At 68.2% G+C, this 22,826-nt stretch carries 22 protein-coding genes; 18 read left to right on the top strand and 4 right to left on the bottom strand.

Annotated elements, in window-relative coordinates; genetic code table 11:
* Nucleotides 1-40 precede the first annotated feature (40 nt).
* The 7 genes from B161_RS18160 (at nt 41) to ribD (ending at nt 8,818) form a co-directional block, all read left to right on the top strand.
* Nucleotides 41-2,668, top strand: coding sequence for a peptidoglycan-binding domain-containing protein (locus B161_RS18160; protein ID WP_018634075.1), 2,628 nt, complete (start codon nt 41-43; stop codon nt 2,666-2,668).
* Nucleotides 2,669-2,823: 155 nt separating this feature from the next.
* The gene (locus tag B161_RS0114025; RefSeq protein WP_018634074.1) at nt 2,824-3,585 is read left to right on the top strand and encodes an NAD kinase; all 762 of its coding nucleotides are present in this window, start codon (nt 2,824-2,826) and stop codon (nt 3,583-3,585) included.
* Nucleotides 3,586-3,834: 249 nt separating this feature from the next.
* Nucleotides 3,835-4,356, top strand: a complete 522-nt coding sequence (locus tag B161_RS0114020) for a Rab family GTPase (RefSeq protein WP_018634073.1) — start codon at nt 3,835-3,837, stop codon at nt 4,354-4,356.
* A 105-nt stretch (nt 4,357-4,461) separates the two neighbouring features.
* On the top strand, nt 4,462-5,649 hold the full coding sequence (locus B161_RS19025) for a sensor histidine kinase (RefSeq protein ID WP_157755657.1): 1,188 nt from the start codon (nt 4,462-4,464) through the stop codon (nt 5,647-5,649).
* Nucleotides 5,650-5,711: 62 nt separating this feature from the next.
* Nucleotides 5,712-7,211: a sigma-54-dependent transcriptional regulator gene (locus B161_RS0114010; RefSeq protein ID WP_018634071.1), complete on the top strand. Its 1,500-nt coding sequence runs from the start codon at nt 5,712-5,714 to the stop codon at nt 7,209-7,211.
* Nucleotides 7,212-7,223: 12 nt separating this feature from the next.
* On the top strand, nt 7,224-7,709 hold the full coding sequence (nrdR, locus tag B161_RS0114005) for a transcriptional regulator NrdR (protein ID WP_018634070.1): 486 nt from the start codon (nt 7,224-7,226) through the stop codon (nt 7,707-7,709).
* Nucleotides 7,706-8,818: a bifunctional diaminohydroxyphosphoribosylaminopyrimidine deaminase/5-amino-6-(5-phosphoribosylamino)uracil reductase RibD gene (ribD, locus tag B161_RS0114000; RefSeq protein ID WP_026310448.1), complete on the top strand. Its 1,113-nt coding sequence runs from the start codon at nt 7,706-7,708 to the stop codon at nt 8,816-8,818. The genes nrdR and ribD overlap by 4 nt, the downstream gene beginning before the upstream one ends.
* Before the next feature lie 184 nt (nt 8,819-9,002).
* Here the strand turns inward: ribD and hpt are convergent, their stop codons facing one another.
* Together hpt and B161_RS0113990 are read right to left on the bottom strand one after the other, a co-directional pair.
* Nucleotides 9,003-9,551 carry a hypoxanthine phosphoribosyltransferase gene (gene hpt / locus B161_RS0113995; protein ID WP_018634068.1) on the bottom strand — a complete coding sequence of 183 codons (549 nt, stop codon included), beginning with the start codon at nt 9,549-9,551 and terminating at the stop codon, nt 9,003-9,005.
* 226 nt (nt 9,552-9,777) lie between these two features.
* Complete coding sequence (locus B161_RS0113990; RefSeq protein WP_018634067.1) at nt 9,778-10,656, bottom strand: hypothetical protein; 879 nt, start codon at nt 10,654-10,656, stop codon at nt 9,778-9,780.
* Between the two features lie 561 nt (nt 10,657-11,217).
* On the opposite strand from B161_RS0113990, the gene rpoZ reads away from it, so the two are divergent.
* The 9 genes from rpoZ (at nt 11,218) to era (ending at nt 19,264) form a co-directional block, all read left to right on the top strand.
* Nucleotides 11,218-11,568: a DNA-directed RNA polymerase subunit omega gene (gene rpoZ / locus B161_RS0113985; RefSeq protein WP_018634066.1), complete on the top strand. Its 351-nt coding sequence runs from the start codon at nt 11,218-11,220 to the stop codon at nt 11,566-11,568.
* A gap of 61 nt (nt 11,569-11,629) precedes the next feature.
* Nucleotides 11,630-13,975 carry a RelA/SpoT family protein gene (locus B161_RS18150; RefSeq protein ID WP_018634065.1) on the top strand — a complete coding sequence of 782 codons (2,346 nt, stop codon included), beginning with the start codon at nt 11,630-11,632 and terminating at the stop codon, nt 13,973-13,975.
* Between the two features lie 13 nt (nt 13,976-13,988).
* On the top strand, nt 13,989-14,591 hold the full coding sequence (gene pyrE / locus B161_RS0113975) for an orotate phosphoribosyltransferase (protein WP_018634064.1): 603 nt from the start codon (nt 13,989-13,991) through the stop codon (nt 14,589-14,591).
* Nucleotides 14,592-14,610: 19 nt separating this feature from the next.
* Entirely contained in the window at nt 14,611-15,441 is an 831-nt protein-coding gene (locus B161_RS18145) for a DUF2062 domain-containing protein (protein WP_018634063.1), read from the top strand.
* Between the two features lie 36 nt (nt 15,442-15,477).
* Nucleotides 15,478-16,239, top strand: coding sequence for a pyridoxine 5'-phosphate synthase (locus B161_RS0113965; protein WP_018634062.1), 762 nt, complete (start codon nt 15,478-15,480; stop codon nt 16,237-16,239).
* Nucleotides 16,236-16,679, top strand: a complete 444-nt coding sequence (acpS, locus tag B161_RS0113960; RefSeq protein ID WP_018634061.1) for a holo-ACP synthase — start codon at nt 16,236-16,238, stop codon at nt 16,677-16,679. Before B161_RS0113965 ends, acpS begins: the two co-directional genes overlap by 4 nt.
* A gap of 59 nt (nt 16,680-16,738) precedes the next feature.
* The gene (lepB, locus tag B161_RS18140; protein ID WP_018634060.1) at nt 16,739-17,575 is read left to right on the top strand and encodes a signal peptidase I; all 837 of its coding nucleotides are present in this window, start codon (nt 16,739-16,741) and stop codon (nt 17,573-17,575) included.
* Between the two features lie 13 nt (nt 17,576-17,588).
* Complete coding sequence (rnc, locus tag B161_RS0113950) at nt 17,589-18,344, top strand: ribonuclease III (RefSeq protein WP_018634059.1); 756 nt, start codon at nt 17,589-17,591, stop codon at nt 18,342-18,344.
* Nucleotides 18,341-19,264 (top strand): GTPase Era, encoded by a 924-nt coding sequence (gene era, locus B161_RS0113945; RefSeq protein WP_018634058.1) that lies wholly within the window; start codon nt 18,341-18,343, stop codon nt 19,262-19,264. The genes rnc and era overlap by 4 nt, the downstream gene beginning before the upstream one ends.
* A gap of 78 nt (nt 19,265-19,342) precedes the next feature.
* On the opposite strand, the gene B161_RS0113940 is transcribed toward era, so the two are convergent.
* Nucleotides 19,343-19,918, bottom strand: a complete 576-nt coding sequence (locus B161_RS0113940; protein ID WP_018634057.1) for a biotin transporter BioY — start codon at nt 19,916-19,918, stop codon at nt 19,343-19,345.
* A gap of 264 nt (nt 19,919-20,182) precedes the next feature.
* Nucleotides 20,183-20,965, bottom strand: coding sequence for a ribonuclease T2 family protein (locus tag B161_RS0113930; RefSeq protein WP_018634055.1), 783 nt, complete (start codon nt 20,963-20,965; stop codon nt 20,183-20,185).
* Nucleotides 20,966-21,112: 147 nt separating this feature from the next.
* Between B161_RS0113930 and B161_RS0113925 the strand changes: the two genes are divergently transcribed.
* Nucleotides 21,113-21,814, top strand: a complete 702-nt coding sequence (locus B161_RS0113925; RefSeq protein WP_018634054.1) for a DUF1013 domain-containing protein — start codon at nt 21,113-21,115, stop codon at nt 21,812-21,814.
* A gap of 85 nt (nt 21,815-21,899) precedes the next feature.
* Nucleotides 21,900-22,709, top strand: a complete 810-nt coding sequence (locus B161_RS0113920) for a TerC family protein (RefSeq protein WP_018634053.1) — start codon at nt 21,900-21,902, stop codon at nt 22,707-22,709.
* The last annotated feature ends 117 nt before the right edge of the window (nt 22,710-22,826 follow it).

Genomic DNA, 22,826 nt, shown 5'->3' with positions numbered 1-22,826 from the left:
CACGGGATGAGCGCGAAGGCGATAAAAGTGGAGATTTGCAATGAAGCGTAAGAGCCTGCTTTTGACGAGCAGCTGCTTGGTGGTCGCTGGCGCGGCGACCAGCGCGCTGGTGTCGGCGGCTTCGGCCGACGGCTATGGCGCTCAGATCTACGCGGCGGACGCGGCGGCTCAGGCCGCCTACGCGGCTCAGGCCGGCGGCGCCTATGCGGTTCAGCCCGGCGCGGCCTATGCGGTCCAGTCCGGTCAGGCCGGCTACGCGGCGGCGGCGGCTCCGGCCGGCGCGCTGAGCGCCTCGGCCGCCGCGGCGGCTTTCGGCGGCGCCTACCCGCCGAACGCGGCCCCCGGCCGTTGCTACGCTCGCGTCGTGATCCCGGCCCAGTACCGCACGGTCACTGAGAACGTGGTCGCCTCCGAGGCTTCCGAGACCATCGAAGTGATCCCGGCGACCTACAAGACGGTCACCGAGACCGTCGTGGTTCAGGAAGCCACCGAGTCCCTCGAAGTGATCCCGGCGACCTATCGCTCCGTCTCCGAGACCGTCGTGGTCGAGGACGAGTCCGAGTCGCTCGAAGTGATCCCGGCGACCTACCGCTCCGTCTCCGAGACCGTCGTGGTCGAGGAAGCCGCCGAGCAGCTCCGCGTGGTGCCCGCCCAGTTCCGCGCCGGCCAGCAGCAGGTCGTCGTCGAGCCCGCCTATGAGGTTCTTGAGGCCGTTCCGGCGACCTTCCAGACCCTTCAGCAGGAAGTGGTCGTCGAGGACGCTTATGAGACGCTGACGGTCGTTCCGCCGACCTTCCGCACCGTGCAGGAGACCGTGGTGGTCGAGCCCGCTTACGAGCAGGTTCAGATCGTTCCCCCGACCTTCCGCACCGCCGCTCAGGAGCTGGTCGTCGAGCCCGCTTATGAGACCCTCGAGGTGATCCCGGCCACCTACCGCACCGTCGATCAGACGGTCGTGGTCGAAGAGGCCTCCGAGACCCTGCAGGTCGTTCCGGCCACCTACCGCAGCGTCGCCGTCGCCGGCGCCGCCGAGGAAGTCGCCGAGCAGCTTCAGGTCGTCCCGGCCACCTACCGCACCGTGACCGAGCAGGTCCTGGTTCAGGCCGAGGGCGAGCAGCATCAGGTGGTTCCGGCTCAGTATGAGACCGTGACCGACCGCGTGCTGGTCCGCGAGTCCTACACCACCTGGCAGCGCGGCGTGAACCCGATCGCGATCATCGACGCCGTCGGCGGCGAGATCACGGGCGCCTCGATCAAAGAGACGAAGACCCTCTCCACCGGCGAGATCCTCTGCTTGGTCGAAGTTCCGGCCCAGTACGAGACGGTCACCCGTCGCGTGGTCCGCACCCCGGCCTCCGTGCAGGTCGTGCGCACCCCGGCCCAGTACACGACGATCACCCGTCGCGTGGTGGACACCCCGGCCTCCGTGCAGCGCGTCGGCGGCTACACCGGCGGCACCGTGGTCGTGGACGTCAACGGCAACGTGATCCCGGGCGCCGTGGGCGTCAGCCCTGAGGGCTTCGCCCTCGCGGCCGACGGCCAGGTCTTCCGCGACAGCCAGGGCAACCCGGTCCGCGGCTTCGCTCGCGGCGGCGCCGGCGGCGGCGCGGTCGGTCAGGGCTACACCCGTCGCGTGGTGGACACCCCGGCCTCCGTGCAGCGCGTGGCCATCCCGGCCAAGACCCAGACGATCCAGATCCGCGTGGTCGACCGTCCGGCTGAAGTCCGTCGCGTGACGGTCCCGGCCAAGTCGCAGACCGTGCAGATCCGCGTCGTGGACCGTCCGTCCTCGCAGCAGGTCGTCCAGGTTCCGGCCAAGACCGCCACGATCACCCGCCGCGTCGTCGAGACCCCGGCTCAGGTGCAGCGCATCGCCGTCCCGGCCAAGACCCAGACCATCCAGGTCCGTCAGGTCGCGACCCCGGCCGGCGCCCGCGCCGTCACCGTTCCGGCGAAGACCCAGACCATCGCCACCCGCGAGATCGCGGCCCCGGCGAGCGTCGAGCGCCTCGGCGTCGGCGGCGGCTACGGCGGCAACGTCGTCGTGGACGTCAACGGCAACGTGATCCCGGGCGCCGTGGGCGTCAGCCCTGAGGGCTTCGCCCTCGCGGCCGACGGTCAGGTCTTCCGCGACAGCGCCGGCAACCCGGTCCGCGGTCAGGTTCGCTCCACCGGCGGCGCCGGTCAGGGCGGCGCCCGCACCGCGACGATCACCCGTCGCGTGCTGGATCGTCCGGCCGAGGTTCGTCGCGTGGCCATCCCGGCCAAGACCGCGACGATCACCCGCCGCGTCGTGGATCGTCCGGCTGAAGTCCGCCGCGTGGCGGTTCAGGGCCAGACGCAGTCCGTGCCGGTCCGCGTCGTCGATCGTCCCGCCGACATCCGTCGCGTGCCGGTCGCGGCCGACGTCCGCACCATCACCCGCAACGTGTTGGTGTCGGAAGAGTCGCTGCAGTGGAAGGAAGTTCTCTGCGAGACCAACGCCTCGCCTGAGATCATCCGCCGCCTGCAGCAGGCTCTTCAGGAGCGCGGCTTCTACCAGGGCCCGCTGGACGGCGTCTATGGTCCGGCCACGACCTCCGCGGTCACCCGCTTCCAGCAGTCCGCTGGCGAGGGCACCGGCGGTCTGACCATCGACACGCTGTCGGCTCTGGGCCTGCGCCTCTGATCCGATCCGCGATCTGATCGCTGAAATCTTCCGCGACGCCCCGCCCTCACCGGCGGGGCGTCGTTTTTTGCGCGGAGCGGCTTGCGCTTCTCTGCGAAAGAGCGGAGCCTCCGCAGGCTTCCGGAGGCGAAGCGTCGGGCGTGAGGGGGAGAGGCATGAAGGCGGCTTTCGTCGCGAGCGCGACCGAACAGGCGCGACAGGCGCGGGATCGTCTGGCCGCGCGCTATGGCGAGACGTCGCTGGACGAAGCGGACGTCATCGTGGCGCTCGGCGGCGACGGGGCGATGCTCGACACGCTGCATCGGCATATGGCGCTCGACAAACCCATTTACGGCATGAATTGCGGTTCGGTCGGCTTCCTCATGAACGAATATCAGGAGGAGGATCTGCCGGGGCGTCTGGAGCGGGCGCAGGCTTCGGTCCTGCATCCTCTGCGCATGCGGGCTTGGCGGCGCGGCTCTGCGGAGCCCTTCACGGCGCTGGCGGTCAACGAGGTCTCGCTGCTGCGCGAGAGCCGTCAGGCGGCCAAGCTGCGCATTTTCGTGGATGGGGCGGAGCGTCTGCCGGAGCTGATCTGCGACGGAGCCCTCGTCTCCACGCCTGCGGGCAGCACGGCTTATAATTTCTCGGCCCATGGCCCGATTCTCCCCATCGGCGCGGCGCTTCTGGCGCTGACGCCCATTTCGGCCTTTCGGCCCCGGCGCTGGCGCGGGGCGGTGCTGCCGGAGCGGGCCGAGGTGGTCTTCGAGGTTCTGGAGGTCGAGAAGCGCCCGGTCAGCGCCGTCGCCGACATGGCGGAGGTCCGCGATGTGGCGCGGGTCGAGATCCGTTCCGCGCAGGAGGTCACGCTTCGGCTGCTCTTCGACGACGGCCATGGGCTCGACGAAAGGATTCTGCGCGAGCAATTCGCGCCCTAGAGCGTGAACGGCCCGGAATGCCCGGAAAGCGCTCTCGGTTTTGGTGGGGCCGCATGTTCGCGACGCGCCTCGGCGGCCTGCAAGGCGATTCCTGCGGGGTGGAAAAGCCGCACTGGCCCGTCAAAGCTTTCCGCAGGCGCGAAGAAGCTGGACAGGGCCTTGCGCGCTTCGCATCATGACCCCGACGAAGGCGGGAGCGAATTTTCTCCGGCGCAGGGGCGCGGAGCGTCTCGGACATGAGGACGCCGGATGAAGACCCATAAGATTTGCGTATTGGGAGATTTCGGGGTCGGCAAGACCTCGCTCATCCGACGCTATGTGTTCAACGCCTTCGCGCAGGATTATCACGCGACCCTCGGGGTGAATCTCTATAAATACGAAGACGAGATCCTCTTCGAGGAGGAGCCGACGCGGCTCCGCTTCATGATCTGGGACGTCGAGGGCGCGGCCGAGCCCGGCCCTCACGCCGAGCGCTACGTGGTCGGCGCTTCGGCGGCTCTGATCGTCGGCGACGCCACGCGGGCCACCGCGCTGCAGACCGTCTCCGCCTACGCCGAGATGTTCGAGGAGCAGGCGCCGGGCCGGCCTTTCGCTCTGGCCTTCAATAAGGCGGATCTCATCGCGGCGCCGGATCCGCACGCGAAGCTCGGACTTCAGGAGCTGGATGCGCGCTTCGGCGTGGAGCCTCTGCTCACCAGCGCCCTGACCGGCGCGGGCGTGCGCGAGGCCTTTCGCAAGCTTGGAGAGCAGGTGCTGGCTTATGGGCTGTGAGACGCGGGAGCCTTGGCGCTTCGGGCGCCTTGCGGGGGCCTTGATCCTGCCCCAAGCTGAGGGGACTCAAGTTTTCGGACGGCGCGAGCTATGACGGCGGGCGGCATGCAGGATGCGAGCAGAGGCGCTCCCCACGCGGGAGCCGCGTTAGGAGAGGAGGAGGCGCTGCTCTGGGCGGCGCGGAGCCTGTTTTCGCGCGGCGACATGGCCATCGCGCTGCTCGACGCGGATTTGCGGGTCGCGCAGATTCTCGGCGGCGAGAAATTCGCGGCCGTCGTCGGCGACGACGCTCTGGAGGTCTTTCCCGCTCTGATCGGCTGCGAGGAGACGCTGGAGCGCATCCGCTCCGGCGCGGAGCCTCAGGCTCTGAGCTTTGAAAACATCTCCATCCACAGCGACGGCTATGCGCCGCAATATGTGAATCTGCGCGTTTATCTCGATCCGCATTCCGGCCATCTGGCGCTGGTGCTGCAGGACGCGGGCGAGACCGCCCGGCTTCAGCGCAATCTCGTGCAGCAGCGCAACGAGCTGGCGCTGGCGCGTCAGGCTCTGGAGACCGCCCGCGACGAGGCTCTGGCGGCGAGCCGGGCGAAAAGCTCGTTTCTGGCCAACATCAGCCATGAATTGCGCACGCCTCTGAACGTGGTGATCGGCAACGCCGAGATTCTGCGCCGTCCGCGCGCCGCGGCGCTGAGTTCGGCGGAGGCGGCCGATTATGCGGGGGACATCCTGTCGAGCGGCGAATTGCTGCTGGATCTGATCAACGACCTGATCGACCTCTCGCGGGCCGAGACGGGCGATCTGCGTCTGTCGGAAAGCTGGTGCGATCTGGGCTTCATCGCCCATCAAAGCCTGCGCTACGCCACGCGGCTGGAGGACGGGCGCGACAAGCGTTTCGTCGAGACGGCGGATCCTCATCTGCCGCCTTTCTGGGGCGACGAGCGGCGGCTCAAACAGATTTTGCTGAATCTGCTCTCCAATGCGGCGAAGTTCTCGCCGCCGGGCGGGGCGATCACGCTGCGGGTCGAGCGCGAGCCGGAGGGCCGTCTGCTGCTGGAGGTGGCCGACGAAGGGCCGGGCCTCGATCCCAGCGAGCTGGAGGTGGCTTTAGAGCCCTTCGGCCAATTGGAAAGCGGCAAGCGCCATAAGGGCACCGGGCTTGGCTTGCCCATCGTGAAATCTCTGGCGCGCTTTCATGGCGGCGACCTGCAGATCGTCACGGCGCCGGGACTTGGGCTGCGGGCGCAGGTTCGTTTGCCGGGTTCGCGCTTCTCCCCCGGCGATTCGGCTTGACGCCTCGCTTGCGTCCGCCTAATTCTGCGTCTCAAAATGATAACAGAGGCTTCAGCGCGCCCATGACTCCGAACGCATCGCCCTCCGCCGCCGACCGGCCTTTGCGCATTCTCCTCGTGGAGGACGCGGCGGCTTTGGCGCGCACCTATATGGGCTATCTGCGCGACGAGCCTTATAAAGTCACGCATGTCGACACCGGCGCGGCGGCTCTGGACTCCGTGCGGGCCGAAGAGCCCGATCTCGTGTTGCTCGATCTGAAGCTCCCCGATTGCGACGGCATGGAGATCCTGCGTCAGCTCGGCGAGAGCCATCCGGGGCTTCCGGCGGTGGTGATCACGGCCCATGGCTCCATCGGCGTGGCGGTGGAGGCCATGCGCGCCGGCGCCGCCGATTTCCTCGTCAAGCCTTTCGGGCCGGACCGGCTGATCACCGCCATCGCCAATCACGCCGACCGCCGCCGCTTCGCGCGGGCTCTGGCGGCGCCTCCCGCGCCCGGAGCCCCCGCGCCCGCCCGCCGCGCGAATTTCGAAGGCTTCGTGGGGGCCAGCGATTCCATGCAGGGCGTCTACCGGGCCATCGAGAGCGCGGCGCGCTCCAGCGCCACGGTCTTCGTCACAGGCGAAAGCGGGGTGGGCAAAGAGGTCTGCGCTCAGGCGATCCATCAGCAGAGCCCCCGCCGCGACCGGCCTTTCGTCGCCATCAACTGCGCGGCCATTCCGGGCGAATTGATGGAGAGCGAGATGTTCGGCCATGTGAAGGGCGCCTTCACGGGCGCGGTGGCCGATAAGCTGGGCGCGGCACGTCTGGCGGACGGGGGCACGCTCTTTCTGGACGAGATCTGCGAGATGTCGCCGCATCTGCAGACCAAGCTTCTGCGTTTCGTGCAGACGGGGGCCTTCAATCCGGTGGGGCGGGCGGCGCCGCAGCATGTGGACGTGCGCTTCGTCTGCGCGACCAACCGCGATCCTCTGGAGGAGGTGAGCGCGGGGCGTTTCCGTGAAGATCTCTATTACCGCCTCCATGTGATTCCCATCGGCCTGCCGCCGCTGCGCGAACGCGGCGACGACCTGATTCTCATCGCCGAGCGCTTCGTGCAGCTTTACGCCGTCGAGGAGGGCCGCGGCTTCAAGGGCTTGGCGGAGGACGCCAAAACGGCCCTTCTGGCCTTCGGCTGGCCGGGCAACGTGCGGCAATTGCAGAACGTCCTGCGCAACGCCGTGGTGCTCAACGACGGCCCCGTGCTGACCGCCGCCATGTTGCCCGCCCTGATGCGCAGCGCGCCGCCGCGGCCTGCGCCTCCCCCCGCTCCAGGCTTCGCCTCCCCCAGCTTCGCCGCTCCATCCGCGCGGCCGCATTCCGCCGCGCCTAATCCCGATGATCTGGTGGCGCTCTCCAAGGCGATTCGCCCGCTCTCCGATCTGGAGCGCGAGGCCATCGAGCGGGCGGTGGAGCTTTGTCAGGGCGACGTGCGCAAGGCGGCGGTGTTTTTGGGCGTGTCTCCGGCCACCATCTACCGCAAGCAGAAATTCTGGCGCGAAGGCGGAGAAGCGCCCTTGTTTTAAGGAGCCTGAGCCATGCGCTGCCCCTTCTGCGCCGAGCCCGACACTCAGGTGAAGGATTCCCGCCCCGCCGAGGATCAATCGGCGATTCGCCGCCGGCGGGTCTGCCCCTCCTGCGGAGCGCGCTTCACCACCTATGAGCGGGCGCAATTGCGCGAAGTCATGGTCCGCAAGAAGGACGGCGGCCGCGAGCCCTTCGACCGCGAGAAGCTCGCGCGGGCTTTGCGGATCGCCATGCGCAAGCGGCCTCTCGCCGAGGAGCGGATCGAGCAATTGGTGAGCGGGCTGGCGCGGCGAATCGAGACTCTCGGCGAATCGGAGATCGCCAGCGGCAAGATCGGCGAAATGGCCATGGAGGCTTTGTCCGATCTCGACGCGGTGGCCTATGTGCGCTTCGCCTCGGTCTATAAGGATTTCAACGAAGCCGCCGATTTCGAGGATTTTGCCGCCGCGATCCGTCACGCCGCGGAGGAATCCAAAAGCGCCAAGAAGCCCTCATGAGCCGTGAGGAGGATTCCCGCCGGATGCGGGCGGCTTTGGCTCTGGCGCGGCGGGGTCTGGGCGAGACCTGGCCCAATCCCTCGGTGGGCTGTCTGATCGTGAAGGACGGGGCCGTTCTGGCTCGCGGACGCACGGCGGCGGGCGGGCGTCCCCACGCCGAGCGGGCGGCTCTGGCGGCTTTGGCCGGGGCGGGCGGGAGCGCCCAAGGCGCGACGATCTATGTGACCCTTGAGCCCTGCGCCCATCATGGCCGCACGCCCCCTTGCGCCGAGGCCCTTGCGGAGGCGGCTCCGGCGCGGGTGGTCGCGGCTCTGGGCGACCCGGATCCGCGCGTGGCGGGGCGCGGCTTCGCGATTCTGCGGGCGGCGGGAATCGCGGTGACGGAGGGCGTCGAGGCCGAGGCGGCGGCGCGGCTCAACGCCGGATTCCTGACGCGCCTGCGCGAGGGGCGTCCCTTTCTGACTCTGAAGCTCGCGGCTTCGCTGGATGGGCGGATCGCGCTCGCGAGCGGCGAATCGCGCTGGATCACCGGGCCGGAGGCGCGGCGGCGCGTCCATTTGATGCGCGCCGAACATGACGCGATTCTGCTCGGGCTGGCGACTTTGCGCGCCGACGACCCTGCTCTGGACGTGCGCATCGAAGGGCTCGCAGCGCGGTCGCCCCTGCGGATTCTGCTCGATTCGCGGCTGGAGGCGCCTTTAGAATCGCGCTTGGTCGCCAAGGCGCGGGAGCTTCCGCTCTGGATTCTCCATGGTCCCGAGGCTTCGCCGGAGCGCGCCGAGGCTCTGCGGGCGGCGGGGGCGGAGCTGATTCCCGTTCCCATGGCGCCGGAGGGCGGTCTGGATCTGCGGGCGGTCTTCGCCGAATTGGGCGCGCGCGGGCTGACCCGGGTCTTCTGCGAGGGCGGGGGACGTCTGGCGGCGGGATTGATCCGGGCGGATCTGGTCGATTCTCTGGCTTGGTTCTCGGCGGGGGCGGCGCTCGGGAGCGAATCGCGTCCGGCCATGGGGGCGCTCGGGCTGGAGAAGCTCGCGGAGGCGCCGCGCTGGCGGCTGGAGGCTCTGGAGGCTTGCGGCGCCGACGCGCTCAGCTTCTGGGCGCGGGCGTGAAAAAAAACGCCCGGCTGAGCAAAGGCCAGCCGGGCGAGATCAATTAGGGAGGACAGAGCCTCATGCGGGCTGCGCCCGCGCAAATCTCTGATAGGCCCTTTATAAACCGCTTTGGGAGCCGCGAGGCGCCCGAATTGCGCATAGCGGTCATGCATGGAGGGCTTGTCCGTCCCGGACCGCCCGCTCAGTCCGGAGCGGCCGGAGCGATCGGCTTCACCACGCCGATATAGGGCAGGGTGCGGTTGCGCTGGGCGTAGTCGATGCCGTAGCCCACCACGAATTCGTCGCCCACGTCGAAGCCGATCCAGCGCACGTCGAGATCCGCCTCGCGCCGCGAGGGCTTGTTGAGCAGAGCGCAGACCTCGATGCGCCGCGGATTGCGCAGCTTCATGAACTCCAGAACCTTGGCGAGGGTGCGGCCCGTATCCACGATGTCCTCGACGATCAGCACGTCGCGCCCGGCGATCTCGGTGTCGAGATCCTTGAGGATGCGCACGCTGCCCGAAGACTCCATCTCCTCGCCATAGGAGGAGACGACCATGAAGTCGACTTCGCAGGGCAGATCCAGCTGCCGCGCCAGATCGGCGATGAAGATGAAGGAGCCGCGCAAAAGCCCGACCAGCAGCAGCTGATCCGTGTCGGCGAAAGCGGCGGAGATGTCCGCCGCGAGATCCTGCGTGCGCCGGGCGATGGCGCCCTCGGCGATGAGCGATTCGACTTCATAATCCATCATCGCGCGCCTCCCCCTGCTCTGCGACTCCGGCGCCGCGGCTCCGCGCCGGAAAGCGGGAGCGGAAGCGCCGCCGCGGGCAGGGTGCCGCAAGAAAGGCGCGGGCCGCAAGACGGCGCAAGGCCTCTTGAAACGCTTCGCGCGCGGCTGTCTCCCGAAAGCCGCGCGCGAGCAGGGACCGCGGAGGCTCCGGCGCGGGATCTTCCGCGCGCCGGAGCTTCTCGGCGAATCAGTAGGGCAGCCACTGGGTGGAGCCGCTGGCGACGGGCGCCGGCGCGGCTTCGACCACGGGGGCCGCAGGAGCCGCCGCGACGATCGTCGCGGAGGCCGGGGCCGCGTCGCTGAGGTCGACGCTCAGCGAGGTGCGGGCGGCGCGATAATTGGTCGTCGGGCCGGCGTAGGAGGGGCCGAAGGCCGGGCCGCCGTGCGAGATCGAGCCGGTGGGGAAGTAGGAGCCCGGATTATGGATCGGCGGGGGAGCCGGACGACGCCAGTCGTCGCGGTCGAAGCCGCCATGGCGACGGTCGTCCCAACGATCCTTGCGGTCCCAGCGGTCGCCCCAGCGACGATCTTCGAGCGGCTGGCCGACCACGCCGCAGGAATTGACGTCAGGCTGACGGCAGATGGTGACGCGGACCGGGTTCGAGACCGGAACGGTCACGGTGCGGGGCTCGCAATGGGGCACCTTGATCCGGAAGACGTCCTGCTGGCAAACCTGATTGGGGCCGCAGGCGCCGGGGACCGAAGCCGCGCGGCTGACCGGGATCGAGACTTCGCGCCAGGTCTCATGGCAGCGCTGCTCGGTGCGGTAGGTGGTCTGCCACTGGACTTCGGTGGTGCAGACCGGCGGCGGCGGGGCCGGACGATAGCCGTGGAAGCCGCCCTGATATCCGGCGTGCGGCGCGAAGCCGGGGCCGCAATTGGGCCCGACCGGCTGCTGAAAAACCGGGGGCTGGAAGACGGGGGGCTGGAAGGCGGCGGGGCCGCAGGGGGCGGAGGCGGGGCCGCAAGGAGCGGACGGCGCGCCGTAGCCGCCAGCGGCGGCCGAGCCCGCCCAAAGCGTCGCGCCGACGGCGGCGGCGGCGAAACTGGACCAGAAACGACTCATAATTCCCTCGCTAGACTAGGGGTTCGGTCCCCGGGATCTCTGCGGGCTCCGGATCAAAAGGCCGCGCGCGCAAGGCCTCGACGCAAGAGCGGGTCTTGCGAATCGACGTCTCGCGCTGCGGTTGGGTTTTGATCGCCACCCATCCCGAAGCGTGTGGTCACGTTAACGAATACGGCGGGTTTTTTATACCTGCAAGAGAAAAGAAATAGAAGTCTTTTCCGAGGCTTCCAAGAGGTTTTTTAAGCAGGCTCGGACCTTGACGCCTTAAGCTTCTCCGGACAAGCCCTTAGAACGTGAGGCCGCAGACGGACGATTCGCCGTCGCGCCGCCGCTTCTGGAATCCGCCAGAGCCTTGAGAGAGGACGATCTTTCCAACCCCTCCGGGGACGTGGATTTCGGGCGGATTCCGAAGCGGTCCTAGGTCGATTCGGCGCCGCTTCCGGGCCGAATCGGGGAGGATCTCCGGGCGAGGAGGGGGCGGACGCCTTGACCCTGCGGGGGCGGCGGTCTATATCGCCCCTTCGCACCCGAATTCCGTCCAATGCTGAGGATGACGTCGCCATGGCCCGCGTGACCGTCGAGGATTGCATCGACAAGATCCCGAATCGCTTCGAGATCGTTCTCTTGGCCGCTCATCGCGCGCGCGCCATCGCCTCCGGGGCGTCTTTGCTCGTGGAGCAGGACGGCGACAAGAATCCCGTGGTCGCGCTGCGCGAGATCGCGGAGGTGAAGCTCACGCCCGAGGGTCTGCGCGAATCGGCCATCGAGAGCCTCCAGAAGCATGTCGAGGTGGACGAGCCCGACGACGACGAGATGCTGGAGCGCATGGGCGAGGCCGACGACCGGCCCGACGAGCAGCCGCTCACCGAAGCGGATCTGATTCAGGCTCTCAACGAGATGGGCAAATCCTGATCGTCCCGCGTCGGCGGCCCGCGCCCGGCGCAGGCTTCGGCGCCGGGAGGAGGCTTCGCTGATGATGTCGGCCGATGAGCTGGTCGCCCGCGTGCGGGCCTATAATCCGAAATCGGATTCGGAGATGCTGCGTCGCGCTTACGCGATCGGCGCGGCCTCCCACGCCCATCAGACCCGCGCCGACGGCGTCACGCCCTATTTCAGCCATCCGCTCGAAGCGGCCAAGATCCTGATGGATTATCAGCTGGACGACGCGACCATCGCGGCGGCCATGCTCCATGACGTGATCGAAGACACCCCCACGCCGGAATCGGAGATCCTCGACGCTTGCGGCGCGGACGTGCTGCGCATCGTGCAGGGCGTCACCAAGGTCGGCAAGATGGCCGACATCCGCAAGAAGGCCCTCCGCGAGAGCGCCGCCAAAGACGGAGAAGCCGCCCAGCCGGCGGCCCCCGACGAATTCGCGCGCCGCCGCGTCAAGGAGATGGAGCAGGCGGAGAATCTCCGCAAGCTGATCCTCGCCGTGGCGCTGGACGCCCGGGTGCTGCTGGTGAAGCTGGCCGACCGCTATCACAATATGAGCACGCTCGGGAATCTGCGCCCCGACAAGCGCGAGCGCATCGCCCGCGAGACTCTGGACATCTACGCGCCGCTCGCGGGCCGCATGGGCATGCAGAAGATGCGCGACGATCTGGAGGACATGTGCTTCCGGGCGTTGAATCCGAGCGGCTATCAATCGGTCATCCGGCGTCTGGCGCAGATGCGCCGCGAGCGCGGCGGCGGACGCTCCAGCAGCAATCTGGTGATCGACAGCGTCTCCGAGGCGCTGAAGATGGAGCTGGGGCGCAAATACGTCTCGGACGTCAAGGTGAGCGGGCGGATGAAGCGGCCCTTCTCCATCTGGCGCAAGCTGGACGACAAGAAGCTCAGCCCCGACGACGCGGGCTTTCGTCAGCTTTCGGACGTGATCGGCTTCCGGGTGGTCGTGCAGAGCGTGGATGATTGTTATCGGGCCTTGGGCGCGATCCATCAGCGCTGGCATTGCTCTCCCGGGCGGTTCAAAGACTATATCTCGATGCCGAAGTCCAACGGCTACAGGTCGCTGCACACCACGGTGATGATGACCAACGCCGAGGCCCTCGACGGCGCCCAGCGCGTCGAGATCCAGATCCGCACGCAGGACATGCACGAACTGGCCGAAACCGGCGTGGCGGCCCATTGGAGCTATAAGGACGGCGTCTCCAACGCCGAGCGCTTCAAGATGGATCCCCAAGCTTGGCTGGCCGAGGTCGCCGAGGAGATCAAAAGCGAAGATCCGGAGGAGGCTCTCGCCACCGCGCGTCTGGAGTTCTACCACGACCGCGTTTTTTGCTTCACGCCCAAGGGCGAGGTGAAGCGCCTGCCTCAGGGCGCGACTTTGCTGGATTTCGCCTACGCCGTCCATACGAAGGTCGGCGACACCTGCGTCGGCGGCGAGATCAACGGCCTGCGGGCGGCGCTGGGCGCCAAGCTGCGCAACGGCGACGTGGTGGAGATCCGCCGCTCCGAGAACCAGCGGCCCGAACGCTGGTGGGAGCAGATCGCCAAGACCGGCCGCGCCCGCTCGGCGATCCGCCGCGCCGTGGACGAGCAGGAGCTCGCCGAGGCCGCCATCCGGGGCGAAAGGATCCTCCGCTACGCTTATCGCACGGCGGGTCTGGAGTATGACGCCCGCGACGCGGACGTCGCCGCCGTCCGGCTGCAGATGAGCCGTCAGGAGCTTCTGGCCGAGGTCGCCGGCTGGGACGCCAAGACGGCGCCCAAGCTGGTCGGCGCCTCGCGCGTCATCGCGATGATGCATCCGGGCCATGCGCCCAAGGCCATGAGCGCCGCCGGCGAGCGCGCCAGCGAGCCGATCCGCTTCACCGACGCGCCGCAGGATTCCCCGCGTCGGGGCGGCATGAAGCCGGCCGATTGCTGCAAGCCGATTCCCGGCGACAAGATCTTCGCCCTGCCGCATCCCGAGGGCGGCTTCCTCGCCCATCGGCGCGAATGCCCCGTGGTGGCCGCCGACGAGGAGAACGCCGATCAGTGGCGCGAAGCCGAATGGGCGCCCGGCGAGGAGCATTTCGACGATCATGTGGCGGCTCTGCGCATCCGGGCGACCAACACGCGGGGCGCTCTGGCGGAGATCTGCCGGGTTCTCGCGGATCAGGGCGCCAATATCGACGATCTGCGTCTGGCCGTGCGCAAAGCCGCTTTTTACGAATTCCATGTCAATGTCGAGGTCCGCAGCTCGCGTCATCTCTCGGCGATCATCGGGGGGCTGCTGAACGTGGAGCCCGTCGAATCGGCCGAGCGCGTGATCGAGATCGAGGCCTTTCCCGAATTCGTCGCCGCGCGCGACGCCGAGAAGCCGAAAAGCTGAGGAGTTGAGACCCATGTCCGCCCTGTCCGCCCTTTCCTCGGAGGCCGTTCTCGACGAATTCCGCGCCGCCGGGGCTCTGCTGGAGGGGCATTTCATTCTCAGCTCCGGACTGCGCAGCTCCGTTTACCTGCAATGCGCCCGGGTGATGATGGATCCTGCGCGCGGCGCGCGGCTCTGCGGGGCTCTGGCGGAGAAGATCCGCGCCTCCGGGATCGGCCCCGTCGACCTTTGCGTCTCTCCGGCCATGGGCGGCGTGGTGGTGGGCTATGAGCTGGCGCGTCAGCTCGGCGTCCCCTCGATCTTCGCCGAGCGCGTCGAAGGGAGATTTCAGTTCCGGCGCGGCTTCTCCATCCCCGAGGGCGCGCGGATCCTCATGGTCGAGGACGTGGTGACGACCGGGCTCTCCTCGCGCGAATGCCTCGACGCGATCCGCGCGGCGGGCGGAAATCCCGTCGGAGGCGCCTGCCTCGTGAATCGTTCGGGCGGCGCCGCCGACATCGGCGTCCCTCTGGTCGCGCTGACCGGGATCGCCGCCCCCGCCTATGCGCCGGACGCGCTGCCTCCCGAGCTTGCGGCGATTCCGGCGATGAAGCCGGGCAGCCGCGGGCTGGTCTAGGCTTAAGGAGGGCGCGGCGGTGTTCAAGCGGCGGACCCCGCAAAGCTGGCTGGCTTGGGCGCGGAGCATGATCTGGCCGCGCAAGGGCTGGCGTCGCGGCTTTCAATATGTCGGGCGGCGGGTTCAGCGTCTGAACGACACGCCCCATAGCATCGCTTTGGGCTTCGCCTTCGGGGCGCTGATCTCCTTCACGCCGCTGTTCGGCTTCCACATGATCGGCTGTCTGGCTTTGGCCTGGGTCTTCCGGGGCAATCTGCTGGCGGCGGCGGTGGGGCAATTCGTCGGCAACGCCTTCACCATCGGGCCCATCGCGGTGATGTCGGTGACGCTCGGGCGCTGGATGCTCGGGCGCTCCCATCACGGCGAGGCCGAGGGCGAGACCATCCTGCAATCCTTCTCGGATCTCTGGGCGACCTTCCTGCGCTGGGTCGCCAGCGAGATCGACGAGGGCGAGGGCGGGCATATCGTCACCTTCGGACGGGTGATGCGTCAGGCTTGGCGGCTTTTCGACGAAATCTTCTGGCCCTATCTCGTCGGGGGGCTGATCCCGGGGATTCTCTGCGCGCTGCTGTGCTATTCTCTGGTCTATAAGGGCACGGCGGCCTTTCAGAAGCGCCGCGCCGAGAAGCGCGCCGCGCGTCTGGCCGAGATCGCGGCGCAGCGGGCCTCCGCGGAGGCCCTCGCCGAGCCGCGCGAGCCGGGCGCCGCTCTGGTGGGGCGCCGCGCGCTGCAAAGCGTCCGCGAGGAGCTGAAGGGCCGCGAGCGCGGCAAAGACCGCGAGAAGGGGACGCCTCCGGGCGGGGCCTCTGCGGTCGGCGAGCCGAAGAAGCCGGAGGCGCCCGCCTCCTGAAGGGAAGGGCGGGCCTGAGAGGAAAGGGAATCCGCCATGAACGCGCCGCTGCGTCTGGGGGTCAACGTCGATCACGTCGCCACGCTGCGCAACGCGCGGGGCGGGAGCTATCCGGATCCCGTGGCGGCGGCGAAGCTCGCCGAGGCCGCGGGCGCCGACGGAATCACCGCCCATCTGCGCGAGGACCGCCGCCATATCACGGACGCCGACATGGCGCGTCTGGCGGTCGAATTGACGAAGCCGCTGAATTTCGAGATGGCCGCCACCGCCGAGATGCAGGCTCTGGCGCTGAGGCGTAAGCCGCATGCCGTCTGCCTCGTGCCCGAGCGCCGCGAGGAGCGCACCACCGAGGGCGGCCTTGAAGTCGCGGGCGAGAAGGCGCGTCTGGCGGATTTCATCGCGCCTTTGCGGGAGGCGGGTTCGCGGGTCTCGCTTTTCATCGGCGCCGATCCGCGCCAGATCGAGGCCTCGGCGGAGATCGGGGCGGCGGTGGTCGAGCTGCACACCGGCGCTTGGTGCGACGCCCATCACGCGGGCGAGGCCGAGGAGGCCGCCCGTCTGCTGCGCGAATTGCGCGAGGGCGCGCGTCTGGCCCATGGGCTCGGGCTGGAGGTCCATGCAGGCCATGGTCTGACCTACGACCTCGCCCGCGAGATCGCCCGCGCCCCGGAGATCCGCGAATTGAACATCGGCCATTTCCTCATCGCGGATGCGGTCTTCGTCGGGCTTGAGGCCGCCATCCGGCGCATGAAGGCGGCCATGGCGGAGGGGCGCGCTCGGGCGTCTGCGGACTCGTGATCCTCGGGATCGGCTCGGATCTGGCGGACATCCGCCGGATTCAGGGGACTTTGGAGCGTTTCGGCGCCCGCTTCGAGGAGCGGGTCTTCACCGAAGGCGAGCGCGCCCGCGCCCGGCGCTCGGCGAAGCCTGAGGAGCCCTACGCCCGGCGTTGGGCCGCGAAGGAGGCTTGCTCCAAGGCTCTGGGCACCGGCCTGCGGATGGGCGTCGCCTGGCGCGAGATGGAGGTGGCCAATCTGCCCAGCGGCCAACCGACCATGCGCCTCTCCGGGGGAGCTCTGGAGCGGCTGCGGGCGCTGACTCCGGCGGGGCATGAGGCGGTGATCCATGTGAGCCTCACCGATGATCCGCCCTATGCTCTGGCCTTCGTGGTGATCGAGGCGCGGCCCTGCGCCGCCCCCGCCTCGGCGCCCCCTGCGCTTGACAAACCGCCCGCCTGAGGCGTTTATGCGCGAAGGACCAGTCCACGCCCACCGCCCGCCGCGCGAAAGCTCCCTTCATGCCCGCATCGCCCGATCCGAACGACCAGCGCCCTTCGGAGGGACGTCCGTCCGATTCAGCCACGCCCGTCTCCTTCGCCGCGCCGCGCGAAGAGGGCCGTCGCGAGACCTTGGGCGAATTCGTGCGCACGATCATCTACGCTTTGCTGATCGCTCTGGTGTTCCGGGTGGTGTTCTTCCAGCCTTTCAGCATTCCTTCGGGCTCGATGAAGTCGACGCTGCTGGTGGGCGATTATCTCTTCGTCTCGAAATACGCCTATGGCTACAGCCGCTATTCGCTGCCGTTCAGCCCGGATCTCTTTTCGGGGCGCATCCTCGCGAAGGAGCCCGAGCGCGGCGACGTGATCGTCTTCAAGCTGCCGACCGACAACGCCACCGATTACGTCAAGCGTCTGGTGGGTCTGCCGGGCGACCGGATTCAGGTGCGCCGCAGCGTGCTCTACATCAACGGCGAGGCCCTGCCTCAGCGCCGGATCTCGGATTTCTCCGATCTCCTGCCCGACGGGCGGATGATGAGCCATGCGCGATTCATCGAGACCATGCCCAACGGGCGCTCTTATGAGATCCTGAACTACAGCGACCATTCGCCCACCGACAACACGCAGGAGTTCATCGTTCCGGCCGGCCATTATTTCATGATGGGCGACAACCGCGACGACTCCATGGACAGCCGCACGGATCATGTGGGCTTCGTGCCTGCTGAAAACCTCATCGGCCGCGCCGAGATCATCTTCCTGTCGGCGCAGGACAAACCCGACGGCCGCGGCGGCCTGACCGCCAATCCGCTGTTCTTCTGGACCTGGCGCCTGCAGCGCTTCTTCACCCTCGTTGACTGAGGGGCGCAAAGCCATGGCCGTTCAGAGCCCCGAGCCCTTCGCCGGGCGGGCCGCGCGCCGTCGCCCTTCGGAGGGACGGGGGCCGGGCTTCGCCGCTTTGGCGGATCGCCTCGGGCTGGAGGATCCGGCGGGGCGCGATCTGCTCGCCGAGGCGCTGACCCATCAAAGCGCGGCTTCGCGTCCGGGCGACTCCAATCAGCGTCTGGAGTTCCTCGGCGACCGCGTTCTGGGTCTGGTGGTGGCCGAAGAGCTGTCGCGGCTTTATCCCGAGGAATCCGAAAGCCTGTTGGCGCCGCGCCTGAATCAGCTCGTGCGCCGCGAGGCCTGCGCCGAATGCGCCGTCCGTCTGGATCTCGGCGAGCATCTGCGCATGGCCCGCTCCGAGGTGATGACCGGCGGCAAGCGCAAGCTCACGCTGCTGGCCGATTCCATGGAGGCGGTGATCGCGGCGGTTTATCTGGCCCGCGGGCTTCTGGCGGCGCGCGACTTCGTGCTGGATCTCTGGGCGCCGCTCTTCGCGGCTCAGGACGCTCCGCCGCAGGATTCCAAGACCCGGCTTCAGGAATGGGCTCAGGCCCGCGCCCTGCCGCCGCCCTCCTATGACCTCGTGGCGCGCGACGGCCCGGACCATGCGCCGCATTTCACCATTTCGGCGCGGCTCTCCGACGGCCGTTCGGCCAGCGGGCGCGGCGCGAGCAAGCGCGCCGCCGAACAAGTCGCCGCCTCCGCCCTTCTGACCCTCCTGCGCGCAGGAGACGCGCCCTCATGACCCAGAATCAGACCACCACCCGCGCGGGCTTCGCCGCCCTGATCGGCGAGCCCAATGCGGGCAAGTCCACCCTGCTCAACGCTTTGGTGGGGGCCAAGGTCTCCATCGTGACCCATAAGGTCCAGACGACCCGCGGCCTGATCCGGGGCGTGACGATCTCGGGAGAATCTCAGATCGTCTTCGTGGACACGCCGGGCCTCTTCGCGCCCAAGCGCCGCCTCGACCGCGCCATGGGGGCCGCCGCCTGGAGCGGCGCCGTCGAGGCCGACGCCGTGGTCCTGCTGATCGAGGCCCAGCGCGGGCTCTCCGAGGGCGTGCTGGAGATCCTCGCCCGGCTCAAGGAGATGGCGAATTCGAAACGGACCCTCGCGCTGGCGATCAATAAGATCGACCGCGTGAAGCGCGAGGAGCTTCTGGCTCTGACGGCGGCGGTCAATGAGAAGCTGCCCTTCGCGCGGACCTTCCTCATCTCGGCGCTGAAGGGCGACGGGGTGGAGGATCTCAAGACCTGGCTCGCGGGCGAGATGCCGCTCGGGCCTTGGCTTTACCCCGAGGATCAGATCGCCGACGCGCCTTTGCGCCATCTGGCGGCGGAGATCACCCGCGAGAAGCTCATGCTGCGGCTCCATGAGGAGCTGCCTTATCAGATGACCGTCGAGACCGACCGCTGGGAGGAGAAGCCCGACGGCTCCGCCCGCGTCGAGCAGACGATCTACGTCGCCCGCGAGGGCCATCGGCCCATCGTGCTCGGCAAGGGCGGCCAGACGCTCAAGCAGGTGGGGCAGGCCGCCCGCAAGGAGATCGGCGAATTGGCGGGCCGCACGATCCATCTCTTTCTGCATGTGAAGCTCAAAGAGAACTGGCTCGACGATCCCGAGCGCTATCGCGCCATGGGGCTGGACTTCAAAAGCGGCTCCTGAGGGCTTCACGAAAAAGGGCGGCCCCGCAGGACCGCCCTTCATTTTTGGACAAGGCCCCCTCGCGGGGCCTTTCGCGTTTCAGCGACGGGCGCCGAGGGTCTCCGCGCCCTTGAGCGTCGCGGCGGCCAGCGCCGACTTCAGCACGAGGCCGATCAGGAAGGGCGCGAAGCCGAGGACGAAAGCCTTCTGAACGTCGCCGCCGAGCCAATAGGCCAGCCAGGCCGCGCCGAGCGAGAGATGGATCAGATGGGCGCCGACCAGACCCGCGAAGGCGAGCAGGGGCTTCTTGCCGTTCCATCCGCGCTCGGCGAGGAATCCGGCGATCATGGCGAGCAGCGGGAAGGCGTAGAGATACCCGGCGGTGGGGCCGACGAATTTCGCCAGACCGCCCACGCCGCCCGCCAGCACCGGCAGGCCCGCCGCGCCTTGAAGCAGCCAGGCGAGGACCGTGATCGCGCCCAGACGCCAGCCGTAAAGCGCGCCGATCAGCCCGACGGCGAAGGTCTGCATGGTCACGGGCACGGGATAAAGCGGAACCTCAAGGCGCGAGGCGACGGCGAGGATGAGCGAGCCGAAGGCCACGGCGGCGGCTTGCTGAACCAGCGGACGGCTCTCCAGACGCAGCGGGCTATAGGCGGGGGCGAGATTGGTCATGCGGGACTCTCCATGACGCCGGAGGGCTTGAGGCCCCGTCGGACGGTCGGGGGTGGACGAAGGGCGGCGGCCTTGCTCCCGCGATCTCTCCGGACGATCTCTCCGGATTCTGGGGGAGCTTCAGCGTCATCCGGGCGCGGAATCCGGCTTTCGGATTCCGCTCCGCGCCTAAGGGATAGAATCGAACGCGGCCTTCGTCCATGGCTTCCGGAAAGTTCTTTCGCAGGCGCCCACGAAAATCCTCCCGAAACCTTGCGGCGTTTCTCAGCGCAGCGGCGGCAGACGGATGCTCCGCGCCGAGCAGTCGCGGCGGGCGTCGGGGGCGCAGGCGCGCGGCTCGAGATTCCGGTCGAAGCAGATCCGCACCTCGCGCAGCATGCCGCCGCGGCACTCCACCGTCACGCCGTCGGCGACGAAGGCGGGATTGGCTTCGAGGAAAGCCTCCTCGACCACCTTGGGCGCGACGTTCAGCTCTCGATCGAGCCGCCCGAAGATCTCGTTGATCCGCACCTTGCCCCAAGCCTCGCGCAGGGTGGCGAAATAAGCCTCGGCGTCGAGCCCCGAACAGGTGCCGTGCTTGCGCCATTGATGCACCGCCAGACGCCGCGAAGGCACGATCCCGTCCACCGAGGCGAGGGTCTCGGCCTGCACCCAGCCCGGATCGCCGCAGAATTCGGGCCAGCTCTTTTCATATTGCGGCCAGAGCCCATGGACCACGAAGCCGTAGCGGCGGCGCGGGGCGCATTGCGGCTCCGAATCCGGATTCTGCGCTTCGTCGGCGCAATAGGTCGGGGACCAGGACAACGCGAGGACGTAATAATCGAAAGGCGCGTTGCCGCCTTCGCGACGACTCGGCGCGCGGCTTTGGGCCAAAAGATCCCCGGCGGGCGCCCGCGCCGCAGAGGGCGTCGCGGCGGGGGCCGCAGGCGGCTCCACGGCGCTTTGCGGCGAATCGAAAGCCTCCGCGCCTCCCGCTCCGGCCAGAACCAGAAGAGCCCCCGTCAGGAGGGCCCCGAGTCTTTCGCGCGTCGATCCGCTCGCCCGCATCCGCATTTCTCCTCTTTGCAGTCGCCGAGAACGCGCTTATATAGCCCGCAGGGCGTTTTAACGACAATCATGACGGCGCCGGTCCGCCCGCTTCTCCTTCCCCTCCGCGGCGAATGCGATGGCCGCGCCGTTCGAAGGAGCTTCGCCATGTCTCAAGTGCTGATGCCCAAGGCCACCGCCGTCTGGCTGGTCGAGAACACCGCGCTCACCTTCGAGCAGATCGGCGATTTCGTCGGCATGCATGCTCTGGAGATCTCCGGCATCGCCGACGGCGAGGTGGCGCAGGGCATCAAAGGCATGGACCCCGTCGCCAAAGGCCAGCTCGACGCTGCGGAGATCAAGCGGGCCGAAAAAGATCCCAAGATCCGGCTGCGGCTGAAGAAGCCGGTCAGCGCCGTGCTCGCCGACGCCAAACGCAAAGGCCCGCGCTACACGCCCTTGTCCAAGCGCCAGGACCGCCCTGCGGCCATCGCCTGGCTGCTGCGCAACCACCCCGAGCTTTCCGACGCCCAGATCATGAAGCTCGTCGGCACCACCAAGCCGACCATCGAGCAGGTGCGCGCCAAGACCCATTGGAACATGGCGAACATCCGCCCTGTGGATCCGGTGGCGCTCGGGCTTTGCAGCCAGATCGACCTCGACGAGGCCGTGGCCAAAGCCGCGAGCCGCCGTCCGGCGGCCCTGCCCGAGGAAGGCGCCTTGCGCGATCTCTCCGAGACTCTCGCGCCCTTCCCCGGAGAAGCCGCCGCCGAGGAGGAGTCCCCCGCCCTTGAGGAGACGCCGATCAATCCCGACGATCTCTTCCGTCTGCCGAAGACCCCGGCGGCCGAGGACGACTCCGAGCCCTAAGCCTTCACCGCCTCGGTTCCCGGTTTGGGGGTGGGGGCGGCCGATCATTCGACCACCCCCCCCAACACCCTTTTGAGGCCCTCCAATGGACTTCATCCTCGCTTTGCTCACCAGCCCGGAAGCCTGGGCGACCTTCGCCGCGCTCGCCGCGCTGGAGGTGGTGCTCGGCGTCGACAACGTCATCTTCATCTCGATCATCGCCAATAAGCTGCCGCCGCATCTGCGGCCGCGGGCGCGCTACATCGGCCTGAGCGGCGCTTTGGTCATGCGCATCATCCTGCTCTTCTCGATCACCTGGATCATGGGTCTGACGACGCCGCTCTGGAGCTCGGGCGACTTCAACCTGACCTGGAAAGGCGTGATCCTGATCCTCGGCGGCGCCTTCCTGATCTATAAGGCGGTCAAGGAGATCAAAGCCGAGCTCTCCGGCGAGGGGCACGACTCCAGCCTCGGCGGCGCGGCGGCCATGGCCTTCGGCGCGGTGATCGCCCAGATCATGATGATCGACCTCGTGTTTTCTCTGGATTCGATCATCACGGCCGTGGGCCTGACCTCGCATCTCGAGCGCAGCATGAGCCTGCCGATCATGATCGCCGCCGTGACCCTCGCCATCGTGGTGATGATGGTCTCGGCCGGCCCCATCGCCGACTTCATCGACCGCAACCCGACCATGAAGATGCTGGCTCTGGCCTTCCTCGTGATGGTGGGCGTGGTGCTGATCCTTGAGGGTCTGGAGTTCCACTTCGACCGCAAGATCATGTATGTGGCCATGGTCTTCTCGGTGGCGGTGGAGGTGCTGAACCTGCTCCGTCGGCGCAAGCACGACCAACTCGACGCCCAGCATCGCGCCGAGCAGGCCGCCGCCGAACAGAGCCCCGTCGGCCAGAGCCATTGACCTCGCGCCGAAAGGCGGCTTCCTGAGGAGGCCGCCCCCGGACTGAAAACGCCGCGCGTCCGATCCGGGAGGGTCGGGCGCGTTTTTTCTGAATCCTGATGTTCCGAAATTGGGGAG

This window comes from Neomegalonema perideroedes DSM 15528 (assembly GCF_000374145.1).
Classification (GTDB): domain Bacteria; phylum Pseudomonadota; class Alphaproteobacteria; order Rhodobacterales; family Rhodobacteraceae; genus Neomegalonema; species Neomegalonema perideroedes.
Note: the sequence above shows the minus strand (reverse complement) of the source record. Positions and strands in the feature narration are given on the sequence as shown.

What these genes read in the sequence shown, in the direction of transcription:
- B161_RS18160 (WP_018634075.1), top strand. Translation starts at nt 41, where the DNA reads ATGAAGCGTAAGAGCCTGCTTTTGACGAGCAGCTGCTTGGTGGTCGCT.
- B161_RS0114025 (WP_018634074.1), top strand. Translation starts at nt 2,824, where the DNA reads ATGAAGGCGGCTTTCGTCGCGAGCGCGACCGAACAGGCGCGACAGGCG.
- B161_RS0114020 (WP_018634073.1), top strand. Translation starts at nt 3,835, where the DNA reads ATGAAGACCCATAAGATTTGCGTATTGGGAGATTTCGGGGTCGGCAAG.
- B161_RS19025 (WP_157755657.1), top strand. Translation starts at nt 4,462, where the DNA reads ATGCAGGATGCGAGCAGAGGCGCTCCCCACGCGGGAGCCGCGTTAGGA.
- B161_RS0114010 (WP_018634071.1), top strand. Translation starts at nt 5,712, where the DNA reads ATGACTCCGAACGCATCGCCCTCCGCCGCCGACCGGCCTTTGCGCATT.
- nrdR (WP_018634070.1), top strand. Translation starts at nt 7,224, where the DNA reads ATGCGCTGCCCCTTCTGCGCCGAGCCCGACACTCAGGTGAAGGATTCC.
- ribD (WP_026310448.1), top strand. Translation starts at nt 7,706, where the DNA reads ATGAGCCGTGAGGAGGATTCCCGCCGGATGCGGGCGGCTTTGGCTCTG.
- hpt (WP_018634068.1), bottom strand. Translation starts at nt 9,551, where the DNA reads ATGATGGATTATGAAGTCGAATCGCTCATCGCCGAGGGCGCCATCGCC.
- B161_RS0113990 (WP_018634067.1), bottom strand. Translation starts at nt 10,656, where the DNA reads ATGAGTCGTTTCTGGTCCAGTTTCGCCGCCGCCGCCGTCGGCGCGACG.
- rpoZ (WP_018634066.1), top strand. Translation starts at nt 11,218, where the DNA reads ATGGCCCGCGTGACCGTCGAGGATTGCATCGACAAGATCCCGAATCGC.
- B161_RS18150 (WP_018634065.1), top strand. Translation starts at nt 11,630, where the DNA reads ATGATGTCGGCCGATGAGCTGGTCGCCCGCGTGCGGGCCTATAATCCG.
- pyrE (WP_018634064.1), top strand. Translation starts at nt 13,989, where the DNA reads ATGTCCGCCCTGTCCGCCCTTTCCTCGGAGGCCGTTCTCGACGAATTC.
- B161_RS0113965 (WP_018634062.1), top strand. Translation starts at nt 15,478, where the DNA reads ATGAACGCGCCGCTGCGTCTGGGGGTCAACGTCGATCACGTCGCCACG.
- lepB (WP_018634060.1), top strand. Translation starts at nt 16,739, where the DNA reads ATGCCCGCATCGCCCGATCCGAACGACCAGCGCCCTTCGGAGGGACGT.
- rnc (WP_018634059.1), top strand. Translation starts at nt 17,589, where the DNA reads ATGGCCGTTCAGAGCCCCGAGCCCTTCGCCGGGCGGGCCGCGCGCCGT.
- era (WP_018634058.1), top strand. Translation starts at nt 18,341, where the DNA reads ATGACCCAGAATCAGACCACCACCCGCGCGGGCTTCGCCGCCCTGATC.
- B161_RS0113940 (WP_018634057.1), bottom strand. Translation starts at nt 19,918, where the DNA reads ATGACCAATCTCGCCCCCGCCTATAGCCCGCTGCGTCTGGAGAGCCGT.
- B161_RS0113930 (WP_018634055.1), bottom strand. Translation starts at nt 20,965, where the DNA reads ATGCGGGCGAGCGGATCGACGCGCGAAAGACTCGGGGCCCTCCTGACG.
- B161_RS0113925 (WP_018634054.1), top strand. Translation starts at nt 21,113, where the DNA reads ATGTCTCAAGTGCTGATGCCCAAGGCCACCGCCGTCTGGCTGGTCGAG.
- B161_RS0113920 (WP_018634053.1), top strand. Translation starts at nt 21,900, where the DNA reads ATGGACTTCATCCTCGCTTTGCTCACCAGCCCGGAAGCCTGGGCGACC.